We start from the raw sequence: 21452 nt of genomic DNA, 5'->3' as shown, positions 1-21452 counted from the left end.
TGAAAATGATTCAACGCCGAAAACAATTATTTTTTAGTTTTCGCTTCTTGTTCTTTATTAAACTGATTAGTGATGTACAGCTGCTGCGCAATCGAAATCAAGTTGTTCATTAACCAGTATAGAACCAGCCCTGCAGGGAAGAACACAAAGAAGACGGTCATAAAAACCGGCATCATCTGCAGCATCTTTTGCTGCATAGGATCCATGGTCGGTGAAGCCGGCTGCATTTTTTGCATCAGGTACATGCTTGCACCCATCAATAGCGGCAGTACAAAGTAAGGATCTTTAACGGCCAAGTCATCGATCCACAGCATGAATGGTGCATGACGCAACTCGACGCTTTCCATCAAAACCCAGTAAAGTGCGATAAATACCGGCATCTGGATCAAAAGAGGGAAGCAACCGCCTAAAGGGTTTACTTTTTCCTTTTTATAGAGTTCCATCATTTTCATGGAAAATTGCTGGCGATCATCACCATAGCGCTCCTTCATTGCAGTCAATTTTGGTTGCAATAAACGCATTTTGGCAAAAGAGCGATATTGAGCACGAGCCAGTGGATAAAGCAGCATTTTGATCGCGATGGTTACACAAATGATAGCCAAGCCCCAATTAATGACAAACCCCTGCAAGAAAGTCAGCAGTGCAAAGATAGGTTGACCGATCCACCAAAGGAAGCCGTAATCGACTGTCAGTTCCAATCCTTCGGCGATTTGTTCCAGATCATCCTGAATTTTAGGCCCGACATAGAGTTTGGCACTAAAAGTAGCGCTTTGATCAGGATCGATCCATTGCCAATCCTGAGTAATTCGAATTTGTGCCAGTCCAGATTTTCCAAGGTTTTTGTCAGCGGTATCAATTAAATTTTCCGCGGTCTCTTCGGTTTCTGGAACCCAGGCAGTCACGAAATAATGTTGTAGAATCGCGACCCAACCACCTTTAGTCTTAATATTTAAAGGCTCTTCACTTAAATCTTCAAAACTATATTTTTCATATTTTGACTGGTCGGTAGAATAGGCAGGACCGACAAATGACTGCATTCCAAAACCAGAAGTCTCTTGATTAGCTACCGGAAGAGTATCTCTTTTTAGCGCAGTAAACATTCGATTAGCGATGCGTTCACTACCTTTATTAGACACAATGTATTTAGTTTCAATCAGATATTGACCACGGTAAAAAGTTAGTTGCTTGGTATATTCAACACCTTGATCATTGGTCCAGCGTAAGTTGACTGTGACCTGATCCTCGCCATCTTCTAGCTGATAATGGCTTTTCTCAGATTGATAGCTGACTACCTTACCATCCTGATCCGGGGCTCCGGTACCATAGAGACCAGACAAAGCCAGGAAAACGCGTCCATCTCTATTTTCTAGAATATTCAATGGCTTGGCATCTTTTTCTAACGAATCTTTGAAATTCAAAAGTTCGGCTGACACTAGATTACCGCCAGCAGGTGAAATCAGAACCTTTAAAGTATCAGTAACAACCTCAACAGGCTGAGTTTTCAATACAGCTTCACTCTGTACTTTTGCTTGAGACTCTGGTGTTTGTGAAGCAATATCATCCATCGTCGTCGAGCTTACTGGCAAGTTAGATGCTGGGTCGGCAGGCGGGTTTTGAGCTTCTAGAGCCCCCAAAGACGACTCGATCGGAGCTTGGTTGGTTTTCGCTGGCGCATGCTGTTCGGTCCAGGCGTTATAAAGCAGAAAAGTCAAAAACGCGAGCAAAATGAGTAGAAAGGTACGGGCTGATTCCATTGAATAAATTCTCTTATTTTCTCAATGCTTGTGCTGGCATTGATGATTCACTGGTGGAACCTTATCAATTCCACCGGGATTTAAAGGATGACAGCGACTTATTCGCCTAATCATCAACCAACTGCCCTTTAAACTACCATGTTGTTCTATGGCTTCTATTGAATATTGAGAGCAAGTTGGATAAAAACGACAATCTCCGCCAATCAATAAACTTAGCGTTTTCTGATAGAAACGTATTAATGCAATTAGAATTTTCTGCATTTTTTGCGGAATCTGTCGAAAAGTTCGTCTCGAAGACGGATTATATCTGTTTTAGGTAATACAGCAATATCTCGGCGTGTGAGAATAACGATATCGTAACTTCCAAGTTGGTGCTGGCCCAAACGGAAACCTTCACGGAGTATGCGCTTAGTATAGTTACGTTGAAAGGCAAACTTCAGGTTTTTCTTGGCAATAACCAACCCGAGTCTAGGATGATCTAGCTTGTTTTTTCTGGCTAGCAAAGTAAAGGCTCGGTTATGAACCTTGAAAGCTTTGTCGAATACTCGACTATAATCACTCGACTTTAAAAGACGAAGCTCTCGCTGAAAACTAAAGGAAGTTGGTTCCATCCTGATCTCTAAGTTAGAGTGCTTTCAACAAGAGCTGCTGTAATCTTGCTAAAGAAGATTAATCACAATCAAGCGATTAAGCGCTTAGTCTTTTACGACCTTTCGCTCGACGTCGATTAATAACTAAACGACCATTTTTTGTTGCCATGCGAGCACGGAAACCGTGACGGCGTTTACGCTTTAAGTTGCTAGGCTGAAATGTACGTTTCATCAGACTATCCGTTAATTATCAAAGTTGTTTAATCAAGGTTTCCACAAAGGGAGACCTGCATCAAAGGGGCGCAAATTCTATTGCATAGACCCAGGAGTGTCAATGACTTTTCTGGTTACTTTTTATCCTTCAGTTAGATTGGGTAATAATACGATCAAATTTTGATCGTTTTTAACTACCATATATTGGGAAATGATCTAATTTTGATCACTAAATATGCGATCACTAGCCAAAATCTATACAGTTTTGTGGATAAAAAAAAAGATCAGTTTTTTAGCAAATTATTGATTTTTGATCGCAATTTTACATTTTCAAGATATAGGGACGAAAAGATTAACTCTTTCAGGCTAGAAGCGATCAAAAGCTTATCCACCGCTTATAATAATTAATAAAAGAAAAAGATCTTATTAAGATCTATTATTAGATCAGCGATTATTTGTGGATAACCACTTTTTACTATTGTAAAACAATAGGATATAGTAATGATAACTTTGTGATCTACAACCCAATAACAAGTGATCTAACTATGATCAAAATTGTAAAAAAAGATCATTTTTTCGAATATTGAAGTAACTAACAAACTTTTGTACAAATAATTCACAATTGTAGGCTTAATTAGGGTAATAAGATGTAAAATTTGAACAATAATTCTACGATCATCACCAAGATCCAAATTGATCAAAATTAAAATTCTTTAATAAAATCTGTGGATCATTTTTAATAATCGATCTAAACTTCATAACTCTATTCACAATCGATCATTTTCTGATCGAAAAGTTAATAAAACTAATAAATCCACCTTCAGCTTAAGGGACGCTACTCGCTCATGTGGAGTAAATGTCAAAGATATCTACAAGATGAACTCCCGCCAACTGAGTTTAGTACTTGGATCCGCCCGTTAAAAGTAACTGAGGCACCTAACAAGCTGTTTCTGCAAGCGCCGAATCGATTCGTACTTGACTGGGTAAGGGAAAAATATTTACCAAGAATCAGGGAAATACTGGAACATAGTGAAGATGATCCGGTAGAGATCAAGTTTGATATTGTTTCTAGTAATGGACTATATGAGCAAAAAAGCGCGCTCAGCTCAATACGCCCTCAGAGAAAAGATATATCGAAACCAAACAAGCCAGTAGAAGACGCCCGAAGGATGTCTACTCCGAAGAAGCAAGAGGAAAACAGACGTGGTAATTTAAACGCGAATTTTACCTTTGAGAGCTTCGTTCAAGGTAAAAGTAATCAACTGGCAATGGCGGCTGCAAAGCAGGTTTCGCAAAATCCTGGTAATGCCTATAATCCTCTGTTTATTTATGGTGGAGTGGGTTTAGGTAAGACACACCTTATGCAAGCCGTCGGAAACGAAATTCTAAAGAATAAGCCTGATGGACGGGTTATTTACCTCCATTCAGAAAGGTTTGTAGCTGATATGGTTAAAGCATTACAAACCAATACGATTGAAAAGTTTAAGAAGTTTTATCGTTCAGTCGATGCGTTGTTTATAGATGATATTCAGTTTTTTGCCAATAAAGAGCGATCGCAAGAAGAGTTTTTTCATACATTCAACGCATTACTTGAGGGAAATCAACAGGTTATATTAACTTGTGATCGCTATCCTCGAGAAATAGACGGTGTAGAAGAGCGATTGAAGTCTCGTTTTGGTTGGGGCTTGACCGTATCGATAGATCCGCCAGAACTCGAAACCAGAGTGGCGATATTGATATCAAAGGCCGAAGAATCAAACATTAATTTGCCACATGAAGTCGCATTTTTCATAGCGAAAAGAATTCGGTCAAACGTTAGAGAGTTAGAAGGGGCACTAAAGAGAGTTATAGCGAATGCTCAGTTTACCGGCAAAGAGATTACCGTAGATTTTGTAAAGGATGCATTACGCGATTTAATTGCTGCCCAGGACAAGCAAGTCAGTATCGAAAACATTCAGAAGACTGTCGCTGAATACTATAAGATCAAAGTTTCTGATTTATTGTCTAAAAGAAGAAATCGTTCAATCGCAAGGCCTAGACAATTAGCAATGTCGTTAGCTAAAGAGCTAACTAACCATAGTTTGCCTGAGATAGGAGAGGCATTTGGTGGAAAGGATCATACTACAGTACTTCATGCTTGTAGGAAGGTTAAATCACTCAAAGAAGAATCTCAGGATATAAAAGAAGATTACACAAATTTAATGAGAACCCTTTCCAGTTAGTGGAGAAAAAGGAGTTAATAATGCGATTTTCTGTAGGAAAAGAAGATCTGTTGGTCCCTCTACAATTAGTTTCGGGAGCCGTCGAGAAGCGCCAGACGTTGCCGGTTTTAGCCAATGTACTAATTAAAATAGAAGAGGGTTTGTTGTCTATTACGGCAACTGATCTAGAAATTGAAATGAGTGCAAAGATTAAGCTTGAAGGTGAATACGTTGAAGGCGACATTACCGTACCTGCCAGAAAGTTATTGGAAATATGCAAATCTTTGTCAGATAACGAGCTGATTAATTTTGCGCAGGATGAGGGCAAGATAAAGCTGTCTTCAGGAAAAAGTCGATTTTCATTATCAACAATATCGGCGCAAGAATTTCCGAATATAGAAGAAGCGGTGTTTAACCAAAAATTCGAAATCGAAGCCGGACAGCTAAAGTCATTATTTGATAAGACTCAGTTTGCCATGGCCCATCAAGATGTACGCTATTACCTGAATGGTATGTTGCTAGAGGTTAATGGAGACAAACTAGTTTCAGTTGCTACAGACGGCCACCGCTTAGCGTTGTCTAAAGTTCAATTAAATCAATCGGTTACTGAAGAGCTCGTGCAAGCAATTATTCCTAGAAAGGGTATATTGGAAGCTGGTAAGCTATTATCTGCGCCAGATCAAGTTTGTATCGTGGAGTTAAGTAGCAACCATATTAAAATCACTCAGGGTGATTTTGTTTTTATCTCAAAGCTAATAGATGGGCGCTTTCCGGACTATGACAAAGTACTACCAAGAAATGCCCAAAGATTAATGGTAGCTGAAAAATCGAATTTAAAAGAAGCTTTCACCAGAGCATCTATTTTGTGTAATGAAAAGTTCAGAGGTGTAAGGCTTAATTTGTCGCAAAATCTACTGGCAATACATGCGAACAATCCGGAACAAGAAGAAGCTGAGATCGAGCTAGATGTTGATTATACGGATGAAGAGTTGGAAATTGGGTTCAATGTTGGTTACTTGTTGGATGCAATAAATGCGATTAAGTCCGATAACGTACGATTTAATCTTGGTGATTCAAACAGTAGCGTGTTAATTGAAAATGCAGAATCAAGCGACAGTTTATATGTCGTCATGCCGATGCGATTATAGAAAGCTGCTAATAAAGACTTTAATCGATGTATCTTCAAGCCATAGAAGGGAAGGGGGTTCGTAATCTTGCGGACTTCTCTATTGAGTTTGATCAAAGGCTGAATATTATTTATGGAAAAAATGGCGCTGGAAAATCAAGTTTACTAGAGGCCATTAGTTTGATTACTTCTGGACGTTCTTTTAGGACTAGTAAGCTCAATATTGTTACCGGTAATGAGCTGAATAAATTCATTCTTTTTGCCAAAACTAGTACTAATGTAAAACTAGGTCTGCAGCACGAAAACAGTGAAAAAAAGAACAGGATTCGAATTAACGGCGAAAATATCACTAGTTTGTCTAAATTGGCCAGTATTTATCCTACCCAAGTAATCTGTCCTGAATCCTACCATTTAATAGATTCTGGTCCGTCAGAAAGAAGAAAGTTTATAGACTGGATATTGTTCCACGTGGAACATAGCTATTTAAACGCCTGGAAGAAGTACACACAGATACTCAAACAAAGAAACGCGTTGCTGCGTAGCTGTCAGGGCAAAGTTACAACGGAGCTATTATCCTGGGATACCCAGTTTTTAGAGGCTGCTAATGAGGTCAATAGTCAAAGAGCTAAGATGTGCTCTATGCTAGTTGAGTCGCTCGAAAGCGTATTGAATAAACTGGAGGTAAATATTTTTGATGATATCAAAATCAGCTACTATGCAGGATTTACCGATACCATAGAAGACAAGATTGTTGCTACTAGAGAGTCCGATGCGTTTAAGGGATTCACTCAATATGGTCCACACAAAGCAGATATAAAAATAAAATTGGGTTCGCTACTGGCAAAAGATAAGCTATCAAGGGGGCAGAAGAAGCTACTTATTAACGCGCTATTTCTTGCTCAAACTCAGCTGCTTAAGGAAAAGACGAATAAAGAAAGCTTGTTCCTTATCGATGACTTTACGTCAGAGCTGGATAGTGACAATCAGCGGGTACTATTGCAAGCATTAATGGCACAAGAAAACACACAAATTATACTCACTAGCTTGCAACTAGATTCGCTCAAGTGGCTAGAAAAAGGGTATAATAGGCCGCATATGTTTCACGTGGAACATGGTGATATCAAGCAGATAAATGAATTGAGCTTTAGTTAACACCATTGATTTCAGCGTTGGATAAGATGCTAGAAATAAGATAATAGAAAAGATAACAGAATAAAGGTAAAACACTGCATGTCTGAGAATTATGATTCATCGAGTATCAAAGTACTAAAGGGATTGGACGCTGTTCGTAAGAGACCGGGGATGTATATCGGTGATACTGATGACGGTACAGGTCTACATCATATGGTTTTTGAGGTAGTGGATAACTCTATCGACGAAGCTCTAGCTGGCCATTGTTCCGATATTTTCGTAACTATTCACCCTGATAATTCTGTATCTGTCGCGGATGACGGACGCGGAATTCCCGTGGGTATTCATCCTGAAGAAGGGGTGTCAGCAGCGCAAGTAATTATGACTGTTCTTCATGCTGGAGGTAAATTTGATGATAATTCATATAAAGTCTCTGGCGGTCTCCATGGTGTTGGTATTTCTGTCGTAAATGCGCTTTCAGATGAGCTTCAACTAACGATCAGAAGAGAAGGGAAAGTGCATGAACAGAATTATCGATTAGGAGAGCCTGTTGCTCCTCTAGCGGTAATTGGAGACACTGAAAGAACTGGAACGGAGCTACGTTTTCATCCTAGTGAAGAAATTTTTAGCGATATCAATTTTCATTACGACATTCTTGCTAAAAGATTAAGGGAGCTCTCTTTTCTCAATTCAGGAGTGAGTATCCGACTTAAAGATGAACGAAGCGGAAAGGAAGATCACTTCATGTATGAAGGTGGTATTCAGGCATTCGTTGGATACTTGAACCAGAACAAAGCACCGATTAATGAAAAGATGTTTCACTTCACAGGGTTTCGTGAAGAGGATGGTATTACGGTAGAAATTGCAATGCAGTGGAACGATAGCTTCCAGGAAAATATTTTTTGTTTCACCAATAACATTCCACAAAGGGATGGGGGAACTCACTTAGCTGGTTTTCGCAGTGCATTGACACGTACCCTAAATACTTATATCGAAAAAGAAATTGCTGCGAATAACAAGAATAAAGTCTCAACTACAGGTGACGATGCCAGAGAAGGTTTAACCGCGGTTATCTCTGTCAAAGTGCCTGATCCAAAGTTTTCTTCACAAACAAAAGACAAGCTCGTTTCATCAGAAGTTAAAGGTGCAGTTGAGCAGGCCATGAGTCAGAAGCTTTCAGAGTTTTTATTGGAAAATCCTCAGGAAGCAAAAACTATTGTCACCAAAATGATGGATGCGGCTAGAGCGAGAGAAGCAGCACGTAAAGCAAGAGATATGACCCGCCGTAAAGGGGTACTGGATATTGCTGGACTACCAGGTAAGCTAGCTGATTGCCAGGAAAAAGATCCTGCGGTTTCTGAACTCTACATAGTGGAGGGTGATTCTGCGGGAGGTTCTGCAAAGCAAGGTCGTAACCGAAAAAATCAGGCTATTTTACCTTTGAAAGGTAAAATTCTAAATGTTGAAAAAGCTCGCTTTGATAAGATGCTTTCTTCGGCTGAGGTTGGCACTTTAATTACTGCGCTAGGTTGTGGAATAGGGCGTGATGAATTTGATGTAGAAAAGGCTCGCTATCACCGTATTATAATAATGACCGATGCGGATGTTGATGGTGCACACATTCGAACCTTATTACTTACATTCTTTTATAGACAAATGTTACCACTGATTGAGCGAGGCTTTATTTATATTGCACAGCCGCCTCTTTATAAGATCAAAAAAGGTAAGCAGGAAACTTACATTAAAGATGATGCTAGTTTGGAAGAGTATCTAACCAGTATGGCTTTAGATGAAGCTTCTCTACATGTGAATCCTAATGCGCCTGCATTAGCTGGAGACTCTCTGGAGAAGCTGGTTAACGACTATCGCACAGTTCAGGCGGATATTCGTAGACTCGCGCAATTATATGATATGCGAATTTTAGACAAGCTAATTTATATGCCAGAGCTAAAAGCTGAAAGCCTGGAGGATAAAGGTGCTGTTGAAGCTTGGGTTGCGCAGCTCGAAGAAGCTATGAAAGGCGATGGTAAAGCAGGTGCCACTCGTTTTGAAGTGACTATTCATAAGGATGAGGAAAGAAATCGCTACTTGCCTGAAGTTAAAGTCATTCACCATGGTCTTTCTAATTCTTATACATTGGACAAGTCTTTCTTCTCTTCAGGTGAATACCGTAAAATTATTGCCCTTGCAGGTACGCTTGATGGACTGTTGGAAGAGGGAGCTTACATCCAACGTGGTGCTCGCCAACAAGAGGTTTCCAGTTTCGCTGAAGCTCTTGACTGGCTGATGCAACAATCGCGTCGCGGGCTTGCTATCCAGCGATACAAAGGTCTTGGAGAGATGAACCCTGAGCAGTTATGGGAAACAACTATGGATCCTGAAGTTCGTCGCATGTTGCAAGTTACCATTGAAGACGCGGTCGCAGCGGATCAACTGTTTACGACACTGATGGGCGATCAGGTAGAGCCTAGACGTGAATTTATTGAGTCCAACGCATTAGCCGTGGCCAACCTCGACGTGTAGATATTTATAGCTCCCCGCTTAACAGGCGGGGAGTTTTTTATTTCATATATCCTGCTCAAACACTTCCTTTCTATTTTAAACGTCACTTAAACCAAGCCAATTTTTTCACTCCTACTGTTTTCCGTTCTACAGCTATTGTCTAGCTGATTTTTAGTTGGTGAGTATTTACTATACAATTGGTGGATAAATCTAAGTCATTTGATTTATTAAATGGTTCTCTCCTGGAACCCGCTTTGACTTATTTCTAAGTCGAAAACCATAAAGATATATCCCGCTTAACCATAAAATTATTGGAGTTACTCCTACCAGAGTTAATAGCCATTTATATCCCTCGCCACCAATTGCTGCGCTATGTATTGGATAGAGCCTTTGCGCGAGTGACCGGCCTGCTCCGGACCTTCTAGCATCGTCGATAACAAGCTTTTGACCTTTACCAGAAACTACTGTTATAAACGAGCGTCCGTTTGGGTGCCATTCCTGTTCGAATCTGCCTCTTAGTCGCCAGCCAATTTGATTATTCCCGGGGAGATAGATTGCAGTCCATTGAATGTCTGACCAAATACCAGACACATCTTTGAAGATTGCTTCCAGGTCACTTGGAATTTCGTAATTAATAGAATGTGTCTCCTGTTCTTTATCAAACCACCTGGAGAGCAGCTGTTGAGTTTGTGGGTAATAAATTAGCGCGATACCGCTTGTTATCATCAGCAAAAACACCGGCATAGCTAAAACTCCAGCAGATCGATGAATTTGATAGTAAAGCAACCTCTTGCTGGTTGTTTTTTTGATAGATAAATTTCTGAAAAGGTTGTTGCGTGGCCACCAGATAGCCAAGCCGGTTATTAATAGACATAGTGAAACAAACTGGACCCAGGCATTCATATTTTTACCTCTGTCACCTAAAAGGAGGTTTTGGTGCAGGTCTAACAGCCAGGCAAAAACATTCGACTTGCTGTCAATCGAAAGCAAGAAGTCTCCCTGTAAAGAATAGTAGGATTTACGAGTTTTGTTATACGCCAGAGTATAAAACGGCCAATCCTGCTTTGGCAAAACAACAGCCAGCGGTTTTTCTGTTTGAGTTGATATCAGTCGCTTGACTGTGGAAATATCGAGTTTTACTTGTGTTTGTTTGCTAACTATCCCGACCTCCAAATCTGGATAAATCAAAGGGAACAGGCTGGACTTGTGTAGCAACAAACTACCGGAAAGGCAGACCAGGCTAAATACCAGACCAACTGTCAAACCTAGCCAGCGGTGTAACGAACGACTATTCATTTTGTTAGCTGTTTTGTGAAATCATTAAAAAAGAAGTATGAGATTAAACAGGATTATAACTAAATAAGAATTGTAATGCGAATCATTATCATTTAGGATCCGGCGAAGTTATTCGATGGATAAGCTTTTCTTAGCAGAAGAGAGATATCCATAGCAACGCATAGAGAGCGATTCGTGTTAAAGAAAAATGTAATAAAGAAAAAGCTGCTAAACAAAGAAGTGGTGTTTGGCATGCTTAACTCTACGCCGTTACCCTTGATCGTCGAAATGACTGGGTACGCGGGATACGATTTTATAATTCTCGATCAAGAGCACCTTTTACGTGATGCAGTTGAACTAGAACACTCAATTCGAGCAGCAGAATGTGCCGGTATCACTCCTTTTGTCAGAGTTCCAGCTGCAACCCCATTTTTTATTCAACGAGCTTTAGACGCCGGTGCCCAAGGCATTGTTATTCCAAGAGTCGAAAATGCAGCGCAGACAGAGCTTGCATGCAAAGCCTGTCGTTATGCTCCTCATGGAACCCGAGGTATTACCGGTGGAAGAAACACCGGTTTTGGTTATTTGTCGTTGAACGAATATACACGATCAGCTGACCAGGAAATCATGCTGGTTTTAATGATCGAGTCAAAGGTTGGCGTTGAAAATCTTGATGAGATTTTATCAGTAGCGGGGATCGACATGATTCTTGAAGGAGCCATGGATCTTTCGTTTTCACTAGGGCACCAATCGCAGATACAGCATCCGCAGGTTCAGCAGGCTATTAAAAGCATTGCTGAAAAATGTTCTAGATATGAAATTCCTTTTTGCGCTATTCCCCGAACAGAAGGACAACTTACTTACTGGCGCCAGCAACAGGTTAATGCATTTGTTGCCGGTGAAGATCGAGGGATATTGTTTAGAGCCCTGAAAAGCCACCTATACCAAATGAAAAATGAACTTTAATCAATTCTATAACAGGTCTATTAAGTGAATATTAGAAAAGTACTACCCAGGTTATCTTCTTTCCTCTTTGCTTTGTTGATGATGACAACAAAAGTCTATGGACAAGAGAAATTAAACTATAGCGATCCGACTCCGCCGATCCAAAAAAAATCGACAGATTTGAAAGAAGAAAGTGCGGCTGAAAAGGCAACTTCAATAAATGAGGATGACACTCAGCAAGATTCAAACGTTATTCGAGTTTATGGGGAATGGCTGGGTAGCTCGGAACAAAATGAAGTTTTAACCTATCCAGGTGGCCGAAATATTATTAGTGCAGGTAAACTGCAAAAAGGCGGGGTCAGAAGCCTGGAAGACGCATTTCGCAGTGTACCCGGTTTTAAGGTTCAGGATGAAACCGGTACCGGCATTCTGCCCAATATTTCTATCCGGGGCTTGAATCCGGGGCGCAGCGGTCAGGTTCAGATCTTGTTCGACGGGATCCCTTATAGTTTGGCGCCTTATGGCCATCTTGGCCTGTCGTTATTTCCTTTTACCATGGAGTCTGTCGAAAGGATCGATGTAGTTCGCGGCGGTGCCTCAGTTCATTATGGTCCCAACAACGTTGGCGGAGTCATCAACTTTATACCCAAAGAAATTTCCGGTGAGTTTTCTACCCAGATCCGAAATCGCTTTACCGATTACCAACAAGGTCGGAGTCTTAATGACTTCTATTTAAAAACAGGTGGAGCGGTTAGCGACAAATTCGCTATTCAGTTGCAGGCGAATAGTATTCGCGGAGAATCATTTCGTGAGCATTCCGATACCAAAGTCGATAACGTCATTATCAATTCAAAAATCATTCTGGAGCAGGACAGTTATCTAAAGTTACTGGCACAGGACTATCAAGTTGAGTCTGAATTGCCCGGTGCCTTACCGCTAGAAGATTATGAGCAGGATCCTGCTCAGTCTAAACGACCTTACGACTATTTTGACGCCGATACCCAACGCCTTTCTGCCACTTACAATAAAGGCTTTGATAGCACTGCCGAATTTAACTGGCACAATTTCTACCAGCAAAGTAGTCGCCGCTTTGATTTCGGCTATCCGTTTGATGCGCGCGAAAATGCGGCAGAATTGCGTTCTTCACCGAGATCATTTGAGGTTTTTGGTAGCGAACCAAGAGTAAGTTTTTATATAGACGGTAAAGATATGTCCCAGCAAGTTACTTTGGGCGCGCGCTATGTTGAGGAAGAGATCGACTATGCGGTAACCAATCAGCTTTTTGTCGACGACACATTCAATACACTAAGAGACTGGCGCTTTAAAACCAACGCCTATGCTCTATATGCAAGCTATACCCTTTCTCTAGATGATGACCGTTTGGCGATCACTCCGGGCCTGCGTTATGAAAATGTCGCCATGAATTACGTTGATGGTATCAACGGAACCGAGCGTGACAATGATATTTCTGAAGTGTTGCCAGGACTGACTATTGGCTACGAGCTAAATGAGCAATGGTTTTTATTTGCAAATAGCCAGCGTTCTTTGCGCCCGCCACAAGTTACCCAGATCACCCGTGAAGGAGAAGTTCAGTCAGAGCTTGCGACTAACTTTGAAGCTGGCCTGCGGTATACCCCGCAAAAGGGTCTAACCCTAACCGCTAACCTGTACCGTATCGATTTTGAGGATCAAATTCAGTTTGATCGACCCAGCCTGACTTTCAAAAACCTTGGTGAAACCCGGCATCTGGGAGTTGAACTCGAAGCTACCTGGGAGCCGCAAGAAATTCCCGGCTTGTTTTTCCATGCAGGTTACACCTTTCTCGACGCGGAACAGCGTAGCGGGGAATATCAGGGTAACGACCTGCCGTTTGCTTCTGATGAGCAATGGATATTTGAAGCGCGTTATCAGCACACTAAAACCGACTATGCATTATCGGCGGTTCATTACAGCGAGGCCTTTAGTGATGCGGCCAATACGCTAATTGAAGATGAGCTGGGCTCACAAGGATTACTTCCTGCTTATTGGTTGCTCAATGCGCAAGTTCAACACCAGCTCCTTAGCCGCAATGACCAGACCTTATCTGTCGGATTGATTATCAATAACCTGTTGGACGAAGAATATTATTTCCGTGGTGTTGACGTCAGCCCCTGGGGACGCCAACCGGCGCCGAGCCGTTCGGTCTCGATTCAACTGGACTATCAATTCTGATGATCCAGTGTTAGTAAGCCAGTTTTATATCGGTCCTAAACAATACTTCCCGACCTGATGGTCGGGAGCACATCAAATTTGCGAATAAGAGGATTTAGTCGTGAAAAATAGTAAACCTATCGTGATCCTGACTCATGTGGTCAATAGTGCTGCATTACAGGGCTTTCTTCCTGCGGCAGTTGAACTTGGATATTCAGTTTTGTTACTGACAGATTATCCGCTGGAACATCAGCGTTATTTTACTCGTGAAGGTTTACCCGGATATCCGGTTGAAATTCTCAGTTGCGACGTATTTAACAGCCAGGCAATCATCGAGCTTCTGCAACAATGGCCGCAGTCACCTGCAGCTATTTTTACGAATAGTGATCACTTACAAACTTCATGTGCCCAGGCTGCAGAATTCTTTAATCTTCCAGCCAAAGACTGGCAGGTTTGCTATCGAGCAAAAAATAAATCGGCAATGCGAGAATATCTACAGGCCAACGAAATCCCAACCGCCTGGTTCCAGGCTATTACAAATATTGCTGAGCTAGTGAATGAAGATATCCCGTTTCCCTGCGTAGTTAAACCGCAACAAGGAGTTGCTAGTCTGGATGTGCAACGTTGTGATGACAGAGAGCAACTTATTGCTTTCTGCAAAAAATTCTGGCGACAACAGCCGAATCGCTCGTTGATCATTGAAGAGTTTCTCGTTGGTTCTTTATTTACGTTGGAAACTCTGGGAGATGGAAAGCGATTGTTCGCTCTTGGAGGGTTTGATGTGACTCTGTCGGCGCCACCATATTTTATTGAAACCGAAGCTTGTTGGCAGTCGGATATTGATAGCGAACATTGTAAGCAAGCTCTGGAGCAGCTCAAACAGTTCGGGATTAATTTCGGGGTTTGTCATAGTGAGTTTGTTTTGACCGAGCAGGGACCAAGACTGATTGAGATTAACTACCGAAGCATTGGTGATAATAGAGAATTTTTGCTTAATCGGTTGGCTTCCTTTGACTGGTTTAAACAGATCATGCGCTTACACCTCGGCGAACCCTTGGATAATATCGAGCCAATTAAAGGTCAAGCCGTCATTCGTTACTTTTGTGCCGAACAAGACGGCAAATTGATTTCCCTTCCGGATGAGTTCGAACAAACATCTCCTTATTCGATCAAACTAGAGCATATTAGAAGTATCGGCGATCAAATTCGTCTAAGCCGTTCCAACAAAGATTACTTAAGTATATTAACCGCCGTTACCAAGGATCCAGCTCCTGACAAGCTGATGCAGGCTCTCGACAATCTCGACACCAGGTTTCGTTGGGAGATAAGCGCATGAATGACAGATTCTGGCAAGAAGTCAGTCAGCAGGAGGAATACATTACTCGAAGAGTAATGGATGCATTTTTACGTGAAGATATCCGAACTATCGTGAGTCATAGTGAGGTGATTCAAAAGGAAGCTCTTGAAAGTAAACGGCTAAAACGATACTGGCCACTGGAAATGCCTGATTGCTGGCTTAAAGTGGCGCATTTAGGAAAGTTTAATCTGTTTGTTCCCTTGCGTCCCTGTAACTATATGCAGGATTGGAAAGTTCAAACAGCGGCATGGTTATTTGAACTTGAAGGAGAGTTTTACGGTTGTAATCATTTTAGTCGCTGGCTGGAGCAGTTTGCGACAGGGCTGAATGATGAACAATTTGAATATTTTTGTCGCTTTGATGACGAGTGCCATTGTGCGGTCGAGCAAAAAATACTGGCACAAGTGGTGTTTCAGAAACAACGAGATAAGCTGGGTCGAAATATTTTTCGACTTGCTAATGGCTGGCAGAAAATGTTGTTGATAGAACAGCTGGCAGCGCATTGCGATCATCCTCTTTATCCAACCGCACGTGCAAAGTTTGGTCTTTCCGCTGACGCTATCGAAAAATATTGCCCTGAAGCTATGCCGGAATTCGAACTCAACTGGTTGGCGGTACCCAGAGCGCTGTATCACAGCTGTGTATCGGAAATGCCGGACATCTGGCCGAGTTTTGAACAGGTGGGGCTCGCCAAAGAGTTGGCTGACGATTATCGACTGGTACCCGTCCATCCATTAACTTTTGACCAATACCTGAAGAAAAGCCTAAGTGACTGGGAACATCATAAGAGTGTCCGCTATGCACCGACAACCTATCTAAAAGTAAGGCCGACACTCTCGGTGAGAACTTTGGCGCTGGTTGATAAGCCTGAGTGTCATATCAAATTGCCTTTACCTATGAGAACTCTGGGTAACAAAAACATTCGAACGATCAAGCCCAGTACTATCAATGATGGGTTTGTTTTCCAGCAGCTACTGCAGTATCTGGCAGTAAATGACAAAAACCTGCAAGGTCGCTATTTACATTGTGATGAGGAAAGCGGTGGACATATTGATCAGCGATCCGATCTGGCCTGGTTAGTTAGGCGTTATCCTGCGAAAACAGGTGAAAGTACACCGGTTTGTGTTGCTGCATTAATGGCTGAAACTGCGGACGGTTCATTGGTCATCGAGCAATTGGCTGCAGAATATTATCAAGGTGAGCTAGATGCATTGCTTGATGATTACTTTTCTCTTTTACTTAAAGTGCATTTGCGACTCTGTCTGGTTTACGGGATCGCCCTGGAATCCAACCAACAAAATACCATGTTGCTTTTTAGTCACACGCAACCATTGCAATTACTCTTTCGTGATAACGACGCCGGCAGGATCAATCCTCACCAACTAACTCAGGGATTGGAAAAATTGCTTAGTCAACACGTCGATCCGCATGATAGCGGTTCGGTTGTGGCTTGTTTGGCTGATGACTGGCTCGTACGTTTTGTCGATCAGCGAATCATGGTTGAAGGTCAGTTGCCACTGCTACAAATGTTTACCACCATCAATCTGCAGTTGAATATAGGTTGCATCATTGCAGGGTTGGCTGAACGTGGATTGGTTGATAGCCGGCAACGGTATGCTTGCCTGTTTGAGAAGTTTAATGCCGAATTGACGAAGCTTGAATCACAAGCTTTTGATACTTCACTATTCAAGTCAGTGGTACTGGATGCGCCCCACCATTATGCCAAATACCTGTTAACTGCTGCCAGTCTACTGAGCAAGCAACAAAGTCAGGCAGCCGACATTAACAAGTTTTATGGTTTGAGTGCACCAAATCCTTTACAGCGAAAAGCAGGGTAGGGATCAGATTATGAAACCGGAAAATTCCCTGGTCTTTACTGTTCTATTTTGCCATTTTCTAGCTTCCTTTACTGCATTGGGAATGCCTTTGTTTTTGCCGAAAGTGATGCAGGATTTAATCGGCCCAAACATGAATATTTTGATTGGCTGGTATTACATTTTACCGACTGTTTGTACTGCTTTGGTCGCAGCCTGGTGGGGACGCTTTGCCGATAAATATGGAAAGCGTCTGTCTCTACTTAGAGCACAGCTGGGTCTCGCCGCGGGATTTATGATCGCTGGATTGGCCAACGATCTTATGACTTTTACTTTGGGGCTTTTAATTCAAGGTATCTGTGGAGGTACTTATGCTGCGTCTAACGCCTACTTGGCAACACAGGTAGATAATAAGGCGTTGCCTAAAGTTCTAAACTGGACTCAATTTTCCGCTCGTCTTTCACTGCTTCTAGCACCAATAATCTTTGGATTGCTTATTAGCAGTGACAACCCGAGAGAGCTTTATTGCTATCTCGCTATTTTACCGGTAATGGCTGCAATCCTGGTTGGTCGTTTACCCATTGATGGCAACGAGAAAGTTATCAAACAAGTGAATGCTCAAGCTGTTGAAGATGCGCCGCTTAGTTTTAATCAAATATTGTGTATTCAATTCCTTTTCAGTTTTTCAATGGTTGTCAGCTTTCCCTACTTTTTGCCATTTGCCGAGAGTTTGGGGATAGAAGGTAGCGGTGTGATTGCCTGGTATTTCAGTATGCCTCATCTTGTTTATCTATTGATTACTTGCGCAGATACTCGTTGGCAACAAAGGTTGGATGCAAATCATTGGAGTTCTATTGGCCTATTTCTACTAGTTGTTTCTGCTTTGCTACATCAACAAATAGATGGCGAAAAGTGGCTCTGGTTGGCCAGAATTTTTATGGGGGTCGGCATAACTCTGACATATGTTGGGATCCACCATTGTTTTTCAGCACTTAAAACCAGGCATAGAAGCGGATTAATTTTTGGACGCTTTGACAGCGCTGGAAAATGGGCGGGTGTATTTGCGGGTGTTTCTTCCGGGCTTATTGTTGAATGGCAAGGATTAAAGGCACCATTTTCATTGAGCGCCGGGACTGCCTTATTGGCGCTATTTGTTATTTACTTTCCGAAAATTCGAAACTTTGTTCGATGTCTGCCTGGACTTCGAAACGGCTACCAAATCAAAGAGGAAGATCTATGATCGCCAGTTCAACTTCACTTTATTACCAACATTCACTAAATCAGGAAAAAGCTGCACAGCGAAGTATTAATGGATTGCTTAACTGCTATTGCCGAGAATTTGCCGGCCCCAGAGGCGAAATTCAGATCGACCCCGCTTTTGGTCAAAATGACTGGCCTCAGGCTATCAAATATGGGTTCCGTGCTGATGATGCCCAGTTAATGTTGATCACTCTGAAGCAAAGTAATGCCTGGTTGATGGTGCAAATCAGTGAACTAAAACAGTTGGGTCAGTGCCGCTATATCGGTGCACCCTATCTAAAAAGAAAAGGGGAAGGCTGGACCCGAATGGATCACCTTTCACTGGCAAAAGTATTGCTACAACATCTGGCTCAAGTACTAGAACAGCCTTTTAACCATGAGCTTTTGAATCAAATAGAAAACAGTGTCGAGAATAATCGCCTTTTTCTCGCCAACCCAGCCTCCTCATCTAGCGAACGACTGTTGCATGATGGATTTCTTCGCTCAGAGCAATCTTTGATATGGGGGCATACCTGGCATCCGACGCCAAAAAGCCGTGAGGGTATTGATGAAAAACAACTTCTGGCTATCTCACCGGAAACCGGAGCTGGCTTTCACTTACCTTTGCTGGCAGTAGATCAATCCCTGTTCAAAGTTCGCGCCTGTTCGCATTTCGATCCACGAGTCCAGCTAAGCGGTTTAACTTCAAAGGTACTCCCTGAAGGATTCGAGTTGCTACCCTGTCACCCTTATCAGTTTAACCGTTTTAAATCTGAACCCATGTTTATGGAAGCAGTGGCTAATGGCAAAATTTTACTGCTCGGCGAAAGTGACTCTAAGTGGTATCCGACATCTTCGGTACGAACTCTTTACCAACCTCAAAGTAATTATTTTTTGAAGTTTTCACTGCACGTACGTTTGACCAACTGTGTTCGTAAAAACGCCTGGTATGAATTGGAAAGCGCTATCTTTATGACTGAATTGTTAAAAGAGTTTGGGGGAAAAGTTCGATCACTTTTTCCCATGTTTGAACTTATGGATGAACCTGCTTCGCTAACCTTGGATTTGACAGGAGTACAACACGATATTGAAGTCGAACAGGTACAACTTCTAAGCGAAGCATTTGGTGTGCTTTTCAGGAATGCATACAAAGCAGGTGAAGTTAACCTGTTCCAGCCAAGAGTCGCTGCAGCACTTTTTGCAGATGACGAAAATTTTAAAAGTGTGGTGAACAGCTATGTTGGTGCATTAGCCAGGCATCGAGGGCTGACTCATACTGATGCCGTCTTACTCTGGTTCCAGCATTATATTCATCTGTTAGTAGGGCCGGTATTTTATTACTTCTTTAAGTTAGGGGTTATCTTTGAACCACACCTGCAAAATACTGTTGTCGGTTTTAGCGAACATCTACCATCTCGTTTGCAATTACGTGATCTTGAAGGAACCAAGCTAGTTGATGGTGCGTGGTCTGACAGTCAACTTAGCCGGATGAGCGAACGTGCACGTCAATCGGTAATTTATAGTAGAGAACAAGGCTTTAAAAGAGTTGCCTACTGTACTTTAATCAACAATATCAGCGAAGCCATTCATCATTTGAGCGGTAGTAATATCGATATGGAAGAACAACTTTGGCAGATGGTCAGGACTGAAGTTATCGACTTTCAGAAAAAATTTGGGAGTGAACCTGAGCTTGAAGCCCTGTTGCAGGGAGCGGATATTCCGTGTAAATGTAATTTCATGACTCGACTGCTTAAACAGGCTGATCGTCTGGCCGACTACGTTTATCTGAAAAATCCTTTGGGAGGTAAGTAATGCTTCCTGAAAAGATTAAACAAGTTTTTCAAAATCTTGGTGAGGAACAGGGTGATCTAAAATGTGCCTATTTGTATGACTTGAGTGAGTTAGTCAGCCATGCCAGCAAGATGCGCGAGGCACTACCGGAAAACTGTGAGCTTTTTTATGCGGCGAAAGCAAATCCTGAAGCAGAAATTTTGCAAGCATTGGAACCTATAGTCGATGGCTTTGAAGCTGCGTCAGGTGGCGAGCTAAAATGGCTACGTCAACAGCTTCCCGAGCAGCGTCTGATTTTTGGTGGACCCGGTAAATTGGACTGTGAACTGGAGGCTGCAATTGATCTGAATATCGAGTTACTGCATGTTGAAAGTCTGTATGAACTACGTCGATTACAAAGTATTGCGCAAAGAAAAAATGCTAAGGTATCTATATTGTTGCGAATGAATATTCCAATAGGTGACATCAATCAGACCAGGCTCTGTATGGGCGGTAAGCCAACACCATTTGGACTTGAAGAAGCTCTACTGACCGATGCGCTAAGTGTTATAGGTGAGAGTACCAATATAGAACTTAAAGGCTTTCATTTTCATTTGATGTCCCATCAACTAGATCTTGATAACCATATTAAACTTATGGCCCTGTATTTTGAAACCTTTAAACGCTGGCGAGAAAGCTATGCTCAGAATGTTACTCACTTGAATGTCGGCGGAGGGATTGGTATCAACTATTCGGATCCTGATAATTGGTTTGACTGGCCCAGGTTTTGTGATCGGCTGAGTAGGCTCATAAATGATTCTCAAATGCAGGATGTAACGATACGTTTTGAATGTGGTCGTTTCGTTAGTGCGCAGTGTGGTTATTACGGCATGCAAGTTCTCGATATTAAACCAAGTTATGGAGAGATTTTTGTGGTAGCTCGTGGAGGTACTCATCATTTTAGAACACCGGCAGCACAAAATCACAGTCATCCATTTAAGATTGTTCATTCCAGACTAACGAAGGAAGCTGTGCCTCGAATAAGTCAATCGAGGGTAACTATTGTAGGACAGCTATGTACTCCCAAGGATGTTTTGGCTAAGCAAGAGTTTGTTGAAAGCTTGTCTGTCGGTGATTGGATCGTGTTTACATATGCCGGTGCTTATGCCTGGAATATCTCCCACCAGAACTTTTTGATGCATGAAAAGCCGAGGGTGATTTTTTTGGATTAACTATATGGACCTTTTAAGTTTTTGAGTATTTTTATTTGTTAACTTCTTGTTAGCGGAATATTTCAACTAAGGGCTGTAACAACAGCCCCGGGTTTTATAGTTTTTTAAATTTT

16 protein-coding genes are annotated in these 21452 nt (G+C 41.9%); 11 read left to right on the top strand and 5 right to left on the bottom strand.

Annotated elements, in window-relative coordinates; genetic code table 11:
- Positions 1-26: 26 nt before the first annotated feature.
- From yidC to rpmH, 4 genes are all read right to left on the bottom strand, one after another.
- On the bottom strand, positions 27-1754 hold the full coding sequence (gene yidC / locus IYN84_RS13650; protein ID WP_196139796.1) for a membrane protein insertase YidC: 1728 nt from the start codon (positions 1752-1754) through the stop codon (positions 27-29).
- A gap of 21 nt (positions 1755-1775) precedes the next feature.
- Positions 1776-2015: a membrane protein insertion efficiency factor YidD gene (yidD, locus tag IYN84_RS13645; RefSeq protein ID WP_196139795.1), complete on the bottom strand. Its 240-nt coding sequence runs from the start codon at positions 2013-2015 to the stop codon at positions 1776-1778.
- A complete protein-coding gene (gene rnpA, locus IYN84_RS13640) occupies positions 2000-2365 on the bottom strand; it encodes a ribonuclease P protein component (RefSeq protein ID WP_196139794.1) in 366 nt (121 codons plus the stop codon). The genes yidD and rnpA overlap by 16 nt, the downstream gene beginning before the upstream one ends.
- Positions 2366-2441: 76 nt before the next feature.
- Positions 2442-2576 carry a 50S ribosomal protein L34 gene (rpmH, locus tag IYN84_RS13635; protein WP_196139793.1) on the bottom strand — a complete coding sequence of 45 codons (135 nt, stop codon included), beginning with the start codon at positions 2574-2576 and terminating at the stop codon, positions 2442-2444.
- Positions 2577-3402: 826 nt separating this feature from the next.
- Here rpmH and dnaA point away from each other — a divergent pair.
- The 4 genes from dnaA to gyrB all read left to right on the top strand — a co-directional run bounded on the left by dnaA (position 3403) and on the right by gyrB (position 9538).
- Positions 3403-4779 (top strand): chromosomal replication initiator protein DnaA, encoded by a 1377-nt coding sequence (gene dnaA, locus IYN84_RS13630; RefSeq protein ID WP_196139792.1) that lies wholly within the window; start codon positions 3403-3405, stop codon positions 4777-4779.
- A gap of 20 nt (positions 4780-4799) precedes the next feature.
- Positions 4800-5906: a DNA polymerase III subunit beta gene (gene dnaN / locus IYN84_RS13625; RefSeq protein WP_196139791.1), complete on the top strand. Its 1107-nt coding sequence runs from the start codon at positions 4800-4802 to the stop codon at positions 5904-5906.
- Between the two features lie 26 nt (positions 5907-5932).
- Positions 5933-7036, top strand: coding sequence for a DNA replication/repair protein RecF (gene recF / locus IYN84_RS13620; protein ID WP_196139790.1), 1104 nt, complete (start codon positions 5933-5935; stop codon positions 7034-7036).
- Between the two features lie 78 nt (positions 7037-7114).
- Entirely contained in the window at positions 7115-9538 is a 2424-nt protein-coding gene (gene gyrB, locus IYN84_RS13615; protein WP_196139789.1) for a DNA topoisomerase (ATP-hydrolyzing) subunit B, read from the top strand.
- A gap of 189 nt (positions 9539-9727) precedes the next feature.
- Here the strand turns inward: gyrB and IYN84_RS13610 are convergent, their stop codons facing one another.
- Positions 9728-10813: a PepSY domain-containing protein gene (locus IYN84_RS13610; protein WP_196139788.1), complete on the bottom strand. Its 1086-nt coding sequence runs from the start codon at positions 10811-10813 to the stop codon at positions 9728-9730.
- A 174-nt stretch (positions 10814-10987) separates the two neighbouring features.
- Here IYN84_RS13610 and IYN84_RS13605 point away from each other — a divergent pair, with 174 nt between their 5' ends.
- The 7 genes from IYN84_RS13605 (at position 10988) to IYN84_RS13575 (ending at position 21339) form a co-directional block, all read left to right on the top strand.
- Positions 10988-11758 carry an aldolase/citrate lyase family protein gene (locus IYN84_RS13605; protein WP_210330499.1) on the top strand — a complete coding sequence of 257 codons (771 nt, stop codon included), beginning with the start codon at positions 10988-10990 and terminating at the stop codon, positions 11756-11758.
- 24 nt (positions 11759-11782) lie between these two features.
- Positions 11783-13948, top strand: coding sequence for a TonB-dependent siderophore receptor (locus tag IYN84_RS13600; RefSeq protein ID WP_196139787.1), 2166 nt, complete (start codon positions 11783-11785; stop codon positions 13946-13948).
- A gap of 100 nt (positions 13949-14048) precedes the next feature.
- Positions 14049-15263, top strand: a complete 1215-nt coding sequence (locus IYN84_RS13595; protein WP_196139786.1) for an ATP-grasp domain-containing protein — start codon at positions 14049-14051, stop codon at positions 15261-15263.
- On the top strand, positions 15260-17122 hold the full coding sequence (locus IYN84_RS13590) for an IucA/IucC family protein (protein WP_196139785.1): 1863 nt from the start codon (positions 15260-15262) through the stop codon (positions 17120-17122). The genes IYN84_RS13595 and IYN84_RS13590 overlap by 4 nt, the downstream gene beginning before the upstream one ends.
- 10 nt (positions 17123-17132) lie before the next feature.
- Positions 17133-18338: an MFS transporter gene (locus IYN84_RS13585; RefSeq protein WP_196139784.1), complete on the top strand. Its 1206-nt coding sequence runs from the start codon at positions 17133-17135 to the stop codon at positions 18336-18338.
- Complete coding sequence (locus IYN84_RS13580; protein ID WP_196139783.1) at positions 18335-20149, top strand: IucA/IucC family siderophore biosynthesis protein; 1815 nt, start codon at positions 18335-18337, stop codon at positions 20147-20149. The genes IYN84_RS13585 and IYN84_RS13580 overlap by 4 nt, the downstream gene beginning before the upstream one ends.
- Positions 20149-21339 carry a type III PLP-dependent enzyme gene (locus IYN84_RS13575; protein WP_196139782.1) on the top strand — a complete coding sequence of 397 codons (1191 nt, stop codon included), beginning with the start codon at positions 20149-20151 and terminating at the stop codon, positions 21337-21339. The genes IYN84_RS13580 and IYN84_RS13575 overlap by 1 nt, the downstream gene beginning before the upstream one ends.
- Positions 21340-21452: the final 113 nt, after the last annotated feature.

The organism is Aliikangiella sp. G2MR2-5 (assembly GCF_015687155.1).
Taxonomy (GTDB): Bacteria; Pseudomonadota; Gammaproteobacteria; order Enterobacterales; family Kangiellaceae; genus Aliikangiella.
This window is presented reverse-complemented; position numbering and strand designations above follow the sequence as displayed.

What these genes read in the sequence shown, in the direction of transcription:
- rnpA (WP_196139794.1), bottom strand. Translation starts at nt 2,365, where the DNA reads ATGGAACCAACTTCCTTTAGTTTTCAGCGAGAGCTTCGTCTTTTAAAG.
- IYN84_RS13610 (WP_196139788.1), bottom strand. Translation starts at nt 10,813, where the DNA reads ATGAATAGTCGTTCGTTACACCGCTGGCTAGGTTTGACAGTTGGTCTG.
- gyrB (WP_196139789.1), top strand. Translation starts at nt 7,115, where the DNA reads ATGTCTGAGAATTATGATTCATCGAGTATCAAAGTACTAAAGGGATTG.
- recF (WP_196139790.1), top strand. Translation starts at nt 5,933, where the DNA reads ATGTATCTTCAAGCCATAGAAGGGAAGGGGGTTCGTAATCTTGCGGAC.
- rpmH (WP_196139793.1), bottom strand. Translation starts at nt 2,576, where the DNA reads ATGAAACGTACATTTCAGCCTAGCAACTTAAAGCGTAAACGCCGTCAC.
- IYN84_RS13580 (WP_196139783.1), top strand. Translation starts at nt 18,335, where the DNA reads ATGATCGCCAGTTCAACTTCACTTTATTACCAACATTCACTAAATCAG.
- dnaA (WP_196139792.1), top strand. Translation starts at nt 3,403, where the DNA reads ATGTGGAGTAAATGTCAAAGATATCTACAAGATGAACTCCCGCCAACT.
- IYN84_RS13585 (WP_196139784.1), top strand. Translation starts at nt 17,133, where the DNA reads ATGAAACCGGAAAATTCCCTGGTCTTTACTGTTCTATTTTGCCATTTT.
- yidC (WP_196139796.1), bottom strand. Translation starts at nt 1,754, where the DNA reads ATGGAATCAGCCCGTACCTTTCTACTCATTTTGCTCGCGTTTTTGACT.
- IYN84_RS13590 (WP_196139785.1), top strand. Translation starts at nt 15,260, where the DNA reads ATGAATGACAGATTCTGGCAAGAAGTCAGTCAGCAGGAGGAATACATT.
- dnaN (WP_196139791.1), top strand. Translation starts at nt 4,800, where the DNA reads ATGCGATTTTCTGTAGGAAAAGAAGATCTGTTGGTCCCTCTACAATTA.
- IYN84_RS13575 (WP_196139782.1), top strand. Translation starts at nt 20,149, where the DNA reads ATGCTTCCTGAAAAGATTAAACAAGTTTTTCAAAATCTTGGTGAGGAA.
- yidD (WP_196139795.1), bottom strand. Translation starts at nt 2,015, where the DNA reads ATGCAGAAAATTCTAATTGCATTAATACGTTTCTATCAGAAAACGCTA.